The organism is Acetobacter fabarum, assembly GCF_040702925.2.
Lineage (GTDB): Bacteria > Pseudomonadota > Alphaproteobacteria > Acetobacterales > Acetobacteraceae > Acetobacter > Acetobacter fabarum_B.
In genome coordinates, this window is sequence record NZ_JBFCXX020000011.1 from 52,510 (window position 1) to 66,519 (window position 14,010).

A 14,010-nucleotide genomic window follows, 5' to 3' on the forward strand; every position below is an offset into this window, starting at 1 on the left:
GGGTTTTGTTCATTGCTCCCATAAAACGGAAGAAGAGCGGAGTAAAAACAATGACAGCCTCGTTATTCCACGATCAGGTGATTGGCATCCTGCCCAAGCTGCGTGTGCAGGCACTGGCGCTGACCCGTAACCGCAGCGCCGCAGAAGATCTGGTGCAGGACACTGTCTGCAACGCACTGGCCGCTCAGCAGAGTTTTATCCCCGGAACCAATTTTGCGGCATGGATGCACCGCATCCTGCGCAACCGCTTCATTTCTGACCTGCGCAAAAAGCGCGAAACCACGGATATTGATGATGCTCCCCAGTCCGTGCTGGCCGTAGCCGCCCGGCATGATGACCGGCTGAGCCTGATGGAGTTGGATGCAGCGCTTGCACGGCTGCCAGATGACCAGCGGGAAGCTTTGGTGCTGGGGGTTCTCGAAGGAATGAGCTATCAGGAACTGGCGGAAGTATCCGGCTGCGCTGTTGGTACTGCCAAAAGCAGGGTTTTTCGTGCCCGGCGTCAGCTTGAAGTCTGGTTAACTGGAGAAGAATCCGTGTCTGATTCAGGTGACCGCAAAAAAGGCGAGCGTGTTCAGCTTGGGGCGGAAAAAAAGAATGGCGGCGCGCAGCGGGTTTCCTCTCGTATGAGCGCAGCAGTGGTCTGAAGATGGCGCATGCTGGGCTTATAGGTTGCAGGTCTGTCGGGGATGAGTTGCCTGCTCCGCACACAGTGGCGTCAGGCAAACAACGGCAGGATCCAGAGTTCGGAATGGGAAAGAGTATGGACGGCGCTCCCCCCCGCAAAGGCAGGCAGTCTCGGGATCAGGCTTTTGATGTCTGGCTGAAGCGTGGCCTGCACCAGCTTTTTGATGATGTTGTGAATGAACCTGTGCCCGAAGAGCTGCTGAAGCTGACTGAGGAAGACCGGAGCAGGCAGGACTGAGCCTTTTGTCTGCCTTCTCCCTGCTTGGGCAGGCTGCCCGCCGTGTTGGCGCCCTGTTCATGTCCGGGTTGGGGCGGGTGTTTATTACCACCAGCGCGCGCATGCGTGTGCTTATCTGCCTGTCGGGCATTCCCGTCCTGAGTATTGGCGCTGTTCTGGCCCTGCGGAACTATCAGGAAGTTCGGGTGGGGAGCGCTCAGCGTGCTGTTGCCGCCATTATGCGGCTGGACCAGCAGTTCCGGCACGATACGGACCGTCTGCGCAGCGCGCTGGAAACAATCGGCAACATGGATCTTACGCATGACCAGCTCGTGCATGCGCTCAGGCTGGCCGAAACCATTAGTGGCCAGCGATACTGCTTTTTGGCCGTTCTGGATGAACGGGGCAGAAAGCTCGAATCCGTTTCGCCCTCGGGTCGCTCCTGTGCGGAGGTCGGAACCTTAACCCCACCCGCACGGATGAACGCCACGGTTATGGAAGCCGTGCAAAAAAGTGGCGGTGGGGAGGATAACGGGGCATTCCTGCGGATTACCGTGCCTGCCGTTTTTCTGGCGGAGCCGGAGGCGCGTGGCTATCTGGTTGGTATCCTGCAAATTTCGCGCACACAGGCCTATCTGGGCGGTGCTTCGGGGTGGGAAGCTTTTTCGGATGATACCAATCCCGTTCAGGCGTGGCTGCTCATGCATGACGGGGAGCTTTTTCCCGTTTGCACCAACTGTAACTGGGAGCAGCCCCCCGCAGAGCTTGTGTTTTCCCTCAAGGAAAAGCTGGAAAAAAGTGACCGTTCGGTGGTGTCGCTTCCTTCCATGCAGGGAGGATATGCTCTTGGTGGCATTGCTGGTGGTGCGGATATTTTTGTCTCGACCCAGCGCACGTCCATAGAGGCGGACGCCCTTCGGGCTATGGTTTTCCAGATTGCGGCCCTGCTGTTCCTGCTGGCCGCAGGGCTGGTGGGGGTCACGCTGGCAGCCAATATCGTGCTGGTCTGGCCATTACGGAGGCTCACATATTCCGTTCGTAAATGGCAGATGGAAGGGGTGTTTGACGGGCGCGTCACACGCACCATGCCGCTGGAGCTGCAAAGGCTGGGGCAGGCTTTTACACGGGCAACACAGCGCCTCTCCCGGCATGAGGCACGGCTGAAGAAGGCCATGGCGCATCAGGAACTCCTGATGAAGGAGATTCACCACCGGGTTAAAAACAACCTCCAGATCGTGGCATCCCTGCTCAATCTTCAGGCTAACCAGATTGCCCACCCCGAGGTCAGGGCCGAGTTTGCGCTGGCGCGGGACCGAATCCGGGCACTGGCAACGCTGCATCGCACCCTTTATGCCGAGGATTCACTGACCAGCCTGAACATGGCCGTTTTTTTGAAAGACCTGTGCGAGCAGACCTTCCATATTGCGGGGGAGGCGGATGCGGGGCGTATTCGCCTGCAGGTGGATTCAGACAGTTTCTGGATGGACCCGGATCAGGCCGTGCCTCTGGCGCTGATCGTGACCGAAGTTGTGACAAATTCGATCAAATACGCATTCCCCGATGGCCGGATGGGTGTCATTCATGTGCGGCTGACAAAAAATGGCAATCTGGTCACGCTGAATGTTGGTGATAACGGAATTGGCTGTTCGTTCGACCCCGCATCCGGCACGCAGGGGATCGGGCTCAAGCTCATTCATGGTTTTGCCAGACAGCTCAAGGCATCTTTGAGCTATAGCGGCAAGGATGGCGTGCAGTTCACATTGCTCCTGCATCTGGAAAAAGCGGAAAACCCGTAAAACGGGGCAGCCCGCAGAGTGCTGGCATGCCTTATGCGCAGCAGGGAGCGGCGATCTAAACTGTTGCGTCCTTGGCAGAGCAGTATAAACGCTGTCTGTCATGAGGAACGAGAAAGCAGCAATACGTAACTGGACGCGCCTCCAGTCGCGTCTTGGTCGTCAGGCAGCGCGATCAGTGGTTGGGTCCGGGCTGCTCTCCAGTCTTGCCGGTATAGGGCAGGCATGGTGTGCGGCTGTTGTTCTTGGGCATGCCCTTGCGGCGTGGCAGGTGGGCGGGCAGGGGGCTGCTTTTCCAGCATGGCCCTTTATGCTGTTCCCGGCTCTGGCCATGTTGCGTGCCCTGTGCATGATCCAGGCGGATGTTGCGGCTGCGCAAGCTGGTATTGTAGCGCGCAGGCGTTTGCGGGGGGAGGTCATGGCCTCCATTCTTGCCGGTGGCCCTGCGTTGCTGCGCCGCACGCATAGTGGCGTGCTGGCCTCTCTTGTCGTGGACCGGATAGAAGCGCTGGACGGCTTTTTTGGCCGTTGGGTGCCTGCCTCCGTGCTGTGGATGGCCGCCCCCGTGCTCATTCTGTTGCCCGTGGGCATCATGCAGCCGCGTGCGGCTGTGATTCTGGGCCTGTGCGGTATGGCGGTCCCTGTCGGGCAGGCCGTGTTTGGCATTGGTGCGGCTGTGGCGTCACGTAACCAGTTTTTGGCCATGACCCGCCTTCAGGCGCGTTTTCTGGACCGTATCAAAGGTATCGCAACCATTGTTCTGGCTGGCCGGACGGAGGATGAAACCCGCCGTTTGGGGGATGCCGCCGAGGAACTGCGCGTGCGTACCATGAAGGTGCTGCGGGTGGCGTTCCTTTCCTCCGCATCCATTGACTGCGCCATGGTTGTTGCATTCATCCTGCTGGCTGTGCTCGACGGGCGGCAGGCATTGGCCATGCAGGCCAGTGGCTCATCCGCCGCATTGCAGCAGACAGTGGTTGCCAGCCTGTTTGCCCTGCTGGCAGTGCCGGAGTTTTTTGCCCCCCTGCGCAGCTTTGCGCTGGCGTATCAGGACCGTGCACATGCCCAAGGGGCGGCTACCGCCATACTGGACCTGCCCGAAGTGACGGAGCGCCCGGCGCCGGACGGGGCCAGAACCGTTAACGCAAATGGCGTGATGGTGGCGTTTGATGATGTCGGCTTTACGTGGGACCCCGCGCGCGGGCCTGCGCTGGAGCATGTCAGCTTTACCGTGCCAGCGGGGGAAACGCTGGTACTGGCTGGGCCATCTGGTGCTGGCAAGTCCACGATCATGGAACTGCTGCTGGGGTTTATTGCCCCCCAGAACGGGCGGGTTCTGTTTAATGGGGCTCCTTTGCAGAGCATAGTCCCCGATGCGCTGTCCCGCGTGGTGTCATGGATCGGGCAGAAACCTGTGCTGTTTGCGGGTTCCCTGCGTGATAACATTCTGTTCGCTAAACCCGATGCAGATGAGCAGGAACTGGCAAATGCGCTGCGTTCCGCTGCGGTGGATGAGTTCCTGCCAACATTGCCCAACGGGCTGGATACACAGATCGGCGAAGGTGGGTTTGGTCTGTCTGGCGGGCAGGCGCAGCGTATTGCCATTGCGCGGGCTTACCTCAAAAACGCCCCGGTCCTGCTGCTGGACGAACCCACAGCCCATCTGGACCCTGCTACCGAAAAAAGTGTTTTTGAAAGTCTGCAACGGCTGGCTGTTGGCCGCACGGTTATTCTGGCCACGCACTCGGCCGCGGCTCATATGTTCAAGGGGCGGCGGATAGACATGCAAAACGGACGTGTCATCAATCGGCAGGGGGCTGCATAACATGGCAGTGCAAGACCAGACATCAGCCGTGCAGCCCCCCGCACGGCTGCAGACTATGCCTGTGCGGCCCACGGCCAGATTTACGGACTGGCAGGCCGTGTGCGTTATATTCGGCCTGTGGCGCAGGCAGGGAGTGCGGCTGGTTGCGGGTGTGCTGCTGGCTCTGGCAGCGCTGGCCTGCGGTCTTGCGCTTATGCAGGTGTCAGGCTTGCGGCTTGCGGGCTGTGTGCTGGGCGAAGTGGTGGTGACAACCGCATTGCTACGCTGGGTTGGTGTGGGGCGTGTGACACTGCGCTATGCGGAGCGCCTGTTTGCTCATGATGCCATGTTCCGTGCGCTGGCGGACCTGCGGGTCTGGTTTTTTCAGTCGCTTGCCCATGGCGCGGCGGCAGGGCTGGGGTTCCGCCGGGCGGGGGATATGCTGTCCCGTCTGGTATCCGATATTGGTGCACTGGATGGGCTTTACCTGCGGATTGTTGTGCCGCTGGTCTGTGCGGGGCTGACCTTTCCGGCCTTGCTGGTGATTGTGGGGCGGCAGAGCCTTGTGCTGGGGGTGGCAGTTGGTGTGCTGTTTGCCTGTTCGTCTTTTCTTGTGCCGTGGCTGATCGCACGGTCGGGGCGGAAGGCGGCTGATCAGGCGGCTCATCTGCTGGCGCATCTGCGTATTTCCGTGCTGGATCTGGTCGGTGGCCTGCGCGAAATCCGGGCATTCGGTGCAGAAGGGCGGATGCTGGCCTGTGTGCAGGCAGCGGATGCCGCATTGTTGCAGGGGCAGATGGCTGTGGCCCGCCGCGCAGCATTTGCCAATGCTCTGGCCTTTTTGTTCGGCCAGTCTGCCGTGTTCATGGTGCTGCTGGCTATTGGCGGAATTCTGCTCCCCAGAATAGGCGCCCTTGAAGGGGTGAGCATATTCTTTTTGGCCGTTGCCGCCTTTGAAAGTGCGGTAACCCTTACACGTGCAGGCTTGCAAGCCGGTATTATGGGGGTTTCCGCCCGCAGGGTGGTGGAAATGGCAGTACAGCCTGCCGCTGCAGACACGCAGGTCATGCATGAGAATGCCCCTGTGGATACCAGCATCCGCCTGAAGAATGTGCGCTTCCGGTGGGCGGAAGACAGGCCGTGGGTTTTAAAAGGGCTTACGCTGGATATTCCCGCAGGGGCCAGAGTAGCCATTCTGGGGCCATCGGGCATTGGTAAGTCCAGTCTTGCAGCTTTGCTGTTACGCGCGGCAACTCCGCAGGAAGGCCATATCTATCTGGGTGGGGAGGATATTACCACCATACGGCCCGATGCCGTGCGGAGCAAAATGGCGTGGCTTTCGCAGGCAACGCATCTGTTTGATGATACCATTCGCGCCAATCTGCTGCTTGGTCGGCCGGATGCTTCTGAAGATGACCTGTGGAAGGCTCTTGATCAGGCTGCGGTGTCCGATGTTGTCCGTGCTCTGCCCGAAGGGCTGGATACCTGGGTGGGTGAGGGGGGGATTCGTCTCTCCGGCGGGCAGGGGCGGCGTATTGCTCTGGCGCGTACGCTACTGACGCCTGCGCCCATTCTTATTCTGGACGAACCCGCCACGGGTCTGGATGCGCAGACGGAGCAGGACTTCCTCCGGACCCTCAACACCGTAACCGAGGGCCGCACGGTCATACTGATTGCCCACCGCCTGACCGGGGTGGAAAAGCTGGACCGCATCTGGCGTCTGTCAGAGGGTGTGGCAAAAGCTGCTGCGGCCTAGGTCAGCTGGAATCGGTGTTGACGCCAGCCGTCTGGAGGGGCACCAAATAAAACGGTTTTGTTTTGATAATTCAGGAATGATCATTATGCGCCGCTTATTTTCAGTTGCCTGCCTGAGCCTTCTGGCTGCCTGTGCCGCCCAGACACCCCGCAAATATGTTGTCTTTTTTTCCAACCAGTCGGCCGAGCTTGATCAGGCTGGACAGGACGTGGTTGCGCAGGTCGCGCTGGAAGCGGACAGGCACCCCTCCCGCATTGTTCGGGTTGAAGGGTATGCCGGGGCAGGCAAGGACCTGTCGGCCGATGCGCTTGTTGCAATCCAGCGGGCCAAGGCCGTGACGGCCAGATTGCAGGCAGATGGCGTGCGTGGCGACCGGATTGTGGAAACACCGCGTGCTCCTTCCAACATGGAAGGGATGGTTGTTGGCTCCCGCCGTGTAGAGATCGAACTGATAAGCCCCTGATCGCCATGGAGGAAAGAGAGCCTGCATACCCCGATATTCCACCCTATGAGCGGCCTTTGGGCTTGCCGGAGGAAAGGGTACCGGGAGTGCTCCCGCGTGACCGGTTCTGTAACCGGTCCGTGCAGGACGTGTTGCAGGCTGTCTTTGGGTTTCCCGGGTTCAGGAGTTTGCAGGCGCAGGCTGTAGAATGCGCCATGCAGGGGCAGGATGCCCTTGTGCTCATGCCCACGGGTGGGGGCAAAAGTGTATGTTACCAGATTCCAGCCCTGTGCCGACCCGGCATGGGGTTGGTCATCTCTCCCCTTATCGCGCTTATGGACGATCAGGTGGCGGGGCTCAGGCAGCTTGGGGTTAATGCTGCTGCCCTGCATTCCGAGCTGGACGAGAACGAATCAGCCCAGATCAGGTCCGATCTGGCCAATGGCCGTGTGGACCTGCTTTATATCTCGCCTGAACGCCTTCTGTCGTCAGGCACACTGGACCGCCTGACGCGCATACCGCTGTCCATTATTGCCATAGACGAAGCGCATTGCATTTCGGCCTGGGGGCATGAGTTCCGGCCCGAATACAGGGCGCTTACCGCGCTGCCGCGGCATTTTCCCAATGTACCACGGCTTGCCCTGACCGCCACGGCGGACGAACGTACGCGGGATGATATTCTGGCGGCATTGGATATGCCGCATGCGCAGGTTCTGGCTTCAAGCTTTCATCGGCCCAATCTCAATATTGCCGTGCAGCCCAAAGGCTCGGAGCTGAAGCAACTGCTTGTAGCCCTTGAGCGCTACAGGGAAGATGCGTCCATTGTCTATTGTGGCAGCCGTGCCAGAACCGAGCGTATCGCGGCCTCCCTGCGGGAGCGTGGCTGGCCTGCTCTGGCGTATCATGCGGGGCTGTCTCCGGTGGAAAAGCGCGCGGCCCTGCTGCGTTTTCGTTCGGGAGAGCCGCTGGTTATCGTGGCCACGGTGGCTTTTGGCATGGGCATAGATCGCCCGGATGTGCGCGCCGTTGTGCATCTGGACATGCCCTCTTCGCCCGAGGCGTATTACCAGCAGATCGGCCGGGCCGGGCGCGACGGTCTGCCGTCCGATACCGTGCTGTTATACGGAGGGGAGGATATAGCCCGCGCGCGTTACTGGCTGGACCAGTCCGCCGCTCCGGATAACGAAAAATGCATCATGCGCAGCCGTCTGGAAGCCATGATCGCGTTTACCGAAACCACAGGGTGCCGCACGCAGGCGCTGCTACACTGCTTTGGTGAGGAACTGGAGCAGCCCTGCGGGCATTGCGATAACTGTCGCCACCCGGTGCTGACATTTGATGGAACGGAAGCTGCCCGCAAGCTGCTCTCGGCGGTGTATCGCACGGGGGAAAGTTTTGGTGCGCTGCATGTTATAGCTGTTTTGCGGGCCAAGCAGACCGACGGCATAAGCCGTAATGGACACGACAAGCTTTCGGTCTGGGGGATTGGTCAGGACAGAAGCGAGTCGTTCTGGCGTGGTGTGGTTCGCCAGCTTATTGCGCGTGGTGCCCTGCGGATAGAAGGGCAGTATGGTGGGTTGCGGCTGAACCCCGATATCGCCCGCCCGATCCTGCGGGGGGAGGAAAACGTTGCCTTACGGGCTGACCCGGTTGTGGAACACACCGGCAATGTGGGGGGGGCTCGGGGGCAGAGGCAATCTGCGGCTCTGGACCTGCCAGAAGACCGTCTGGCCCTGTTTGAAGCCTTGCGCAAATGGCGGCGGGAAGAAGCCAGGGAGCAGGAAATTCCACCGTATGTCATTTTCCATGATTCGGTTCTGAAAGACATAGCGCTCGAAAAACCCGATGATCTGGATACGCTGGGAGAGATCAAGGGCGTAGGTCGCTCCAAGCTGGAACGTTATGGAGAAGCCGTACTGGCGGTTATTGAGGCAGAACCGGCATGAGCAATGCTCTGGAAAAACGGCGCAGGCATATTCTGCGGCTGGTCAACCAGCACGGGTATGTTACCAGCGAGGAACTGGCGTGCGAGTTGAGTGTAACCGTGCAGACCGTACGGCGGGATGTTAACATTATGGCCGGGCAGGGGTTGCTGGCCCGCCATCATGGTGGAGCCAGCAGCCTATCCCCCGCCGAGAATATTGCTTATTCCGACCGGCAGATCCTGAACCTGCAAGCCAAGGACGCCATAGGCAGGGAAGCGGCAAAGGCCATACCGGACGGGGCCTCCCTGTTCATTAACATAGGCACCACAACCGAGGCTTTTGCCCGGTCGCTGCGAACCCACAGAACCCTGCGGGTCATTACCAACAATATCCATGTTGCAACCCTGCTGGCTCCAGCCCCTGAATGTAGCCTGATCATTACAGGCGGCAGCGTACGCCTGCGTGATGGCGGGATTGTTGGCCCGGCGGCGGCGGCCATGATCGAGCAGTATCGGGCGGATTTTGGCGTTATCGGTATTTCCGGCATTGATGCGGACGGCACATTGCTGGACTTTGACGCAGACGAAATTAACGCGGCGCAGGCGATCATACGCAACGCCAGAACCGTGTTCCTGCTGGCCGACCACACCAAGTTTTTGCGCAGACCCATGGCGCGGGTTGGGCATATATCTCAGATCAATGCGTTTTTTACGGACCTGCCCCCTCCACCGGGCATTCGTGCCATTTTGCGCGAGCATGATGTGCAACTCCACGTCGTTGGCGCGCAGGAGGGTTCGTAAAAGAACATCATGGTTTAAAAAATATCTTCCATCGAGGACGGAGAGCATAGTTCTTGCGTTATGTTTTCGAAATCGAATAAAACGAACAAAGCCTTCGTGTAGATGGAACCGATAAAAGCCATGTCAGCAGCAGAAACATCCGAGCGTATTTATGACCTTCTCGTTATCGGGGGGGGCGTTAATGGCACCGGCATTGCGCGTGACGCCTGCGGGCGTGGTGCATCCGTCCTGCTGGTGGAGCAGGATGATCTGGCAAGCTATACCTCGTCTTCCAGCACCAAGCTGATCCATGGTGGCCTGCGCTATCTGGAATATTATGAGTTCCGCCTTGTGCGTGAAGCGCTGATGGAGCGTGAACGCCTGCTGACCATGGCTCCCCATATCATGTGGCCGCTGCGCTTTGTGCTGCCGCATTCCAAGCTGGTACGTCCGGCGTGGATGCTCAGGGCCGGGCTGTTCCTGTACGACCATCTGGCATCCAACATGACGCTACCTAAATCCATTGGCGTGGATTTTCGTAAGCATTCTTCGGGGCGTGCGCTCAAGCCTGAATATACCAAAGGCTTCATTTATTCCGATGGCTGGGTACAGGACAGCCGCCTTGTCGTGCTGAATGCGATGGACGCGGCAGAGCGGGGGGCAGATGTGCGCGTGCGCACCCGCCTGACTGCCGCGCAGCGCGTGAACGGGCAGTGGGTAGCAACACTGGAGGACCGCATAACCGGCCAGACCCAGACCGTGCGCGCCAAGGCCATGGTGAACGCTGCTGGCCCATGGGTTGCCCGCCTGCTGGCTGATACGCTTAAAATCCCCAATTCCAAATCGGTTCGTCTGGTCAAGGGGAGCCACATTATTGTCCCGCGTGTGTACGAGGGATCGCAGGCTTACATTTTCCAGAACCCTGATAAGCGGATTGTGTTCGCCATCCCGTACGAGCAGAAGTTCACCCTGATCGGCACCACGGACATTCCGTGGAAGGACGAACCGGGCAAGGTAGGCATAGCGCCAGATGAAGTAACGTATCTGTGCGAAAGCGTGAACCGCTACCTGAACGTACAGGTCCACGAGGGCGATGTGGTGTGGAGCTACGCAGGGCTGCGTCCGTTGTATGACGATGCCTCTGCGAACGCGTCTGCCGTTACGCGCGATTATGTTCTGGATCTGGATACGCAGGACGGTGCGCCCCTGCTTTCCATTTTTGGTGGCAAAATCACGACTTATCGTAAGCTGGCCGAACATGCGCTGGAAAAGCTTGCCCCCGTGCTGCCCGTAGTAGGTGGCCAGAGCTGGACCGCAGGCGAAGTTCTGCCCGGTGGTGATATTGGTGAAGGTGGCTTTGACGGTGCCCTTGCCCGGTTGCGCCGCGTAGCCCCCTGGTTGCCAGAAGAACTGGCCTGGCGCCTGATGCGCAATTACGGCAGCCGCACATACGAAATTATCGGTCAGGCCAACAGCATGGACGATATGGGAGAACTGCTGGGAGGGGACCTGAGCGCGCGTGAAGTTGACTACCTGATGGCGCGCGAATGGGCCCGCACGGCGGAGGATGTGCTCTGGCGGCGCAGCAAGCTGGGCCTGCACCTGAATGACACGGAAAAAACCTGTGTTGAAACCTATGTTCAGAAGAAAGCTGTCTGATCTGTAAAATACCGCTTTCCGAACAAAAAAACAAAAAGAGGAAAGATATGGATAAGGTAAAAAACAGTCTCTGGGGCGAGCTGATAGCCGAATGTCTGGCGGTGCTGATCATTATTCTGGTCGGTGATTCCGTTGCGGCCATGTACTCGCTGTACGATCCAAGTCCCTACCAGCTCTCCTACTGGGGCGTTGCCATTACGTGGGGGCTGGGTGTGACCCTTGCCATTTACGTGACCGGTGCTGTTTCTGGCACACATGCCAACCCCGCTGTTACGCTGGCCCTTGCCTGCTACCGTGGGTTCGCGTGGCGCAAGGTGCTGCCGTACTGGGTGGCGCAGGTGGTAGGCGGCTTTTTGGGTGCCTGTCTGGTTTATGCCCTGTATAGCTCGGTTATCGTGCATTATGCGGTGTCCCATCATCTGGATTTTGCCAATGATGGTGCCGCATCAGGCGTGTTCTTTACCCATCCGGGTGACTTTGTAACGCCCCTGCATGCCCTGCTGAACGAGACAATCCTGACGGCATTTCTGGTCCTTGGTATTTTTGCAGTGACCTGCCAGTACAATACGGCGGCCCCACAGGCTAACTCGGGCGCATTGATCATTGGCCTGCTGGTTGCCATTATCGGTGCATCTTCGGGGTATCTGGAAGGGTGGGCCATCAACCCTGCGCGCGATTTTGGGCCTCGTCTGTTCTGTTTTGTCGCCGGGTGGGGGCATACGGCTCTTCCTTCTCCCCAGAATTACTGGTGGGTGCCTGTTGTAGGCCCTCTTGTGGGTGGACTTATCGGAGCCACGATCTACCAGACGCTGCTGCGTCCGTTCATGCCCGCACTGGGCCGTCACTCCACTCCTGCGGCAGACTGACTGCTCAGAATAAGAAGGGATATTCCCCATGACCAAAAAAGATTGTGTTCTGGCGATTGATCAGGGAACAACATCGACCCGCAGCATCGTTTTTGACTGTCACGCCAACGAACTGGCTGCGGCCCGTCAGGAGTTCCCGCAGCATTATCCTAATGCCGGGTGGGTGGAGCATTGCCCCGAAGATATCTGGACCGATGTGCTCAATACAGCGCGTGCTGCATTGGAGCAGAGTGGGGCTGCGGACCATATTGCAGGTATTGGCATTACCAACCAGCGCGAAACCATTGTGGTGTGGGAGCGTAGCACGGGTAAACCGATCCATCGCGCCATTGTCTGGCAGGACCGGCGGACCGCCAGTATCTGCCAGAAACTGCGTGACGAGGGGGCCGAGGCTCTTGTGCGTGAACGCACGGGTCTGCTGCTGGACCCCTATTTTTCTGCCACCAAACTGGCATGGCTGCTCGACAACGTGACCAATGCCCGCGCTCGTGCTGAAAAGGGCGAACTGGCGTTTGGCACCATTGATTCGTTTATTCTGTGGCGGCTGACGGGCGGTAAGGTCCACGCAACCGATGCGACCAATGCCTCGCGCACCATGCTGTTTGATATTCATCGCCAGCAGTGGGATCAGGACCTCCTGAACCTGTTCCGTATTCCCGCCAGTCTACTGCCCGAAGTCAGGGATAGCAGCACCCTGTATGGGGAAACGGACCCAGCCCTGTTTGGGCGGGCCATTCCCATTGCCGGGATTGCCGGCGACCAGCAGGCCGCCGTTGTGGGGCAGGCCTGCTTTACACAGGGCATGGCCAAAGCCACCTATGGTACGGGGTGCTTTCTGCTGCTGAACACGGGGGACAAGCCCGTGGAATCACGCAACCGGATGTTGACCACGGTTGCTTACCGGCTCAATGGCAAACCAACATATGCCCTTGAAGGCTCCATTTTTGTGGCCGGTGCGGCCATCAAATGGCTGCGTGACGGGTTGCATCTGATTACTCATGCCTCCCAGACGGATGATATGGCAACCCGTGTGCCGCACAGTCACGGCGTGTATATGGTGCCCGGCTTTGTTGGCCTGGGTGCCCCCCATTGGGACCCGGATGCACGCGGCCTGATCTGTGGGCTGACACTGGATGCAACTTCGGCCCATATTGCCCGGGCGGCTCTGGAATCCGTGGCGTATCAGACGCTGGATCTGGTGAGTGCTATGGTGCAGGATGGTGGTGGCACCACGGAGAGCATCCGTGTGGATGGTGGCATGGCCGCCAATGACTGGTACTGCCAGTTCCTTGCCGACATGCTGCAAGCCAAGGTTGAGCGCCCGCGCAATGTTGAAACAACCGCTCTGGGTGCTGGCTTCCTTGCCGGTATGGCGACCGGTGTCTGGGAAAATGAGGCAAACGTAGCGGCAGAATGGGCGCGGGGTTCCCTGTTTGAACCCCAAATGGACAGCACCCAGCGCCGCACCATGATTGCTGGCTGGCATCAGGCGGTTAAGCGTACGCTCAGCACCTATACCGGCGGCTAAGTGGAATGACGCCAAAAGTGGCCGGCCCGTACTCCAGCTCTTCTGGTGGCGGTTCCTGCGCTATTGGGCGGCGGATGTAACCGGTGCGGATACGGTTTTGCTGGATCCGCCCAGAAACTGGAATGTAACCGCCACGTTGGACTGGGTGAGTACCTGTGCAACAGGGTTTACGCAGAGCATGTGGTAGCCTGCGCCAGCAAATACCAGTGTTGTGGTTTCTGGCAGAGCCAGATGCTGGAACAGGCGGCGTGTACCAGAAGTGTTTTCCTGGTCGGCGTGGTAACCGACCAGTGTGCCGCAGGCGGGGGAGACAACACCGGTCAGCAGATGGGTTGTGTGGCTGTTATTGGTCAGGCTAAAATACAGTTCTGTCCGCCCGCTTCCCTGTGTGGGGGGAAGGTGGAGTGAAATATCGGTAATGGCGATGTCCTGCTGGGCATCAGCCTGTCCGGGAACAGATTGTCCGTTACCGTGTTCCTGTGCATGTGTTGTGCGGGGTGCCGTCAGGCTGATCAGGGCACTGGCCAGTATTGCTTGGTAAAGAGGTTTCATGG

At 59.1% G+C, this 14,010-nt stretch carries 12 protein-coding genes; 11 read left to right on the plus strand and 1 reads right to left on the minus strand.

What is annotated here, in order from left to right; all coding sequences use genetic code 11:
* Window positions 1-50 precede the first annotated feature (50 nt).
* The 11 genes from AB2L51_RS09495 to glpK all read left to right on the plus strand — a co-directional run bounded on the left by AB2L51_RS09495 (window position 51) and on the right by glpK (window position 13,456).
* Window positions 51-647: a sigma-70 family RNA polymerase sigma factor gene (locus AB2L51_RS09495; protein ID WP_395582307.1), complete on the plus strand. Its 597-nt coding sequence runs from the start codon at window positions 51-53 to the stop codon at window positions 645-647.
* Window positions 648-763: 116 nt separating this feature from the next.
* Complete coding sequence (locus AB2L51_RS09500; RefSeq protein WP_395582340.1) at window positions 764-925, plus strand: NepR family anti-sigma factor; 162 nt, start codon at window positions 764-766, stop codon at window positions 923-925.
* A gap of 101 nt (window positions 926-1,026) precedes the next feature.
* Window positions 1,027-2,700, plus strand: a complete 1,674-nt coding sequence (locus tag AB2L51_RS09505) for a sensor histidine kinase (RefSeq protein ID WP_395582341.1) — start codon at window positions 1,027-1,029, stop codon at window positions 2,698-2,700.
* A gap of 100 nt (window positions 2,701-2,800) precedes the next feature.
* Window positions 2,801-4,522, plus strand: coding sequence for a thiol reductant ABC exporter subunit CydD (gene cydD, locus AB2L51_RS09510; RefSeq protein WP_395582308.1), 1,722 nt, complete (start codon window positions 2,801-2,803; stop codon window positions 4,520-4,522).
* Between the two features lie 55 nt (window positions 4,523-4,577).
* Window positions 4,578-6,257, plus strand: a complete 1,680-nt coding sequence (gene cydC / locus AB2L51_RS09515) for a thiol reductant ABC exporter subunit CydC (protein ID WP_395582342.1) — start codon at window positions 4,578-4,580, stop codon at window positions 6,255-6,257.
* Between the two features lie 85 nt (window positions 6,258-6,342).
* Entirely contained in the window at window positions 6,343-6,720 is a 378-nt protein-coding gene (locus AB2L51_RS09520) for an OmpA family protein (RefSeq protein ID WP_395582309.1), read from the plus strand.
* Window positions 6,721-6,725: 5 nt separating this feature from the next.
* A complete protein-coding gene (gene recQ, locus AB2L51_RS09525; protein WP_395582310.1) occupies window positions 6,726-8,645 on the plus strand; it encodes a DNA helicase RecQ in 1,920 nt (639 codons plus the stop codon).
* Window positions 8,642-9,424: a DeoR/GlpR family DNA-binding transcription regulator gene (locus AB2L51_RS09530; RefSeq protein ID WP_395582311.1), complete on the plus strand. Its 783-nt coding sequence runs from the start codon at window positions 8,642-8,644 to the stop codon at window positions 9,422-9,424. Before recQ ends, AB2L51_RS09530 begins: the two co-directional genes overlap by 4 nt.
* Window positions 9,425-9,526: 102 nt before the next feature.
* Entirely contained in the window at window positions 9,527-11,062 is a 1,536-nt protein-coding gene (gene glpD, locus AB2L51_RS09535) for a glycerol-3-phosphate dehydrogenase (protein ID WP_395582312.1), read from the plus strand.
* Between the two features lie 47 nt (window positions 11,063-11,109).
* The gene (locus AB2L51_RS09540) at window positions 11,110-11,928 is read left to right on the plus strand and encodes an MIP/aquaporin family protein (RefSeq protein ID WP_395582313.1); all 819 of its coding nucleotides are present in this window, start codon (window positions 11,110-11,112) and stop codon (window positions 11,926-11,928) included.
* A 28-nt stretch (window positions 11,929-11,956) separates the two neighbouring features.
* On the plus strand, window positions 11,957-13,456 hold the full coding sequence (gene glpK, locus AB2L51_RS09545; protein ID WP_395582314.1) for a glycerol kinase GlpK: 1,500 nt from the start codon (window positions 11,957-11,959) through the stop codon (window positions 13,454-13,456).
* A gap of 60 nt (window positions 13,457-13,516) precedes the next feature.
* Here the strand turns inward: glpK and AB2L51_RS09550 are convergent, their stop codons facing one another.
* On the minus strand, window positions 13,517-14,008 hold the full coding sequence (locus AB2L51_RS09550) for a copper chaperone PCu(A)C (protein WP_395582315.1): 492 nt from the start codon (window positions 14,006-14,008) through the stop codon (window positions 13,517-13,519).
* Between the last annotated feature and the right edge of the window lie 2 nt (window positions 14,009-14,010).

Coding starts and splice junctions, on each gene's coding strand:
- AB2L51_RS09495 (WP_395582307.1), top strand. CDS start 51: ATGACAGCCTCGTTATTCCACGATCAGGTGATTGGCATCCTGCCCAAG.
- AB2L51_RS09500 (WP_395582340.1), top strand. CDS start 764: ATGGACGGCGCTCCCCCCCGCAAAGGCAGGCAGTCTCGGGATCAGGCT.
- AB2L51_RS09505 (WP_395582341.1), top strand. CDS start 1,027: ATGCGTGTGCTTATCTGCCTGTCGGGCATTCCCGTCCTGAGTATTGGC.
- cydD (WP_395582308.1), top strand. CDS start 2,801: ATGAGGAACGAGAAAGCAGCAATACGTAACTGGACGCGCCTCCAGTCG.
- cydC (WP_395582342.1), top strand. CDS start 4,578: ATGCCTGTGCGGCCCACGGCCAGATTTACGGACTGGCAGGCCGTGTGC.
- AB2L51_RS09520 (WP_395582309.1), top strand. CDS start 6,343: ATGCGCCGCTTATTTTCAGTTGCCTGCCTGAGCCTTCTGGCTGCCTGT.
- recQ (WP_395582310.1), top strand. CDS start 6,726: ATGGAGGAAAGAGAGCCTGCATACCCCGATATTCCACCCTATGAGCGG.
- AB2L51_RS09530 (WP_395582311.1), top strand. CDS start 8,642: ATGAGCAATGCTCTGGAAAAACGGCGCAGGCATATTCTGCGGCTGGTC.
- glpD (WP_395582312.1), top strand. CDS start 9,527: ATGGAACCGATAAAAGCCATGTCAGCAGCAGAAACATCCGAGCGTATT.
- AB2L51_RS09540 (WP_395582313.1), top strand. CDS start 11,110: ATGGATAAGGTAAAAAACAGTCTCTGGGGCGAGCTGATAGCCGAATGT.
- glpK (WP_395582314.1), top strand. CDS start 11,957: ATGACCAAAAAAGATTGTGTTCTGGCGATTGATCAGGGAACAACATCG.
- AB2L51_RS09550 (WP_395582315.1), bottom strand. CDS start 14,008: ATGAAACCTCTTTACCAAGCAATACTGGCCAGTGCCCTGATCAGCCTG.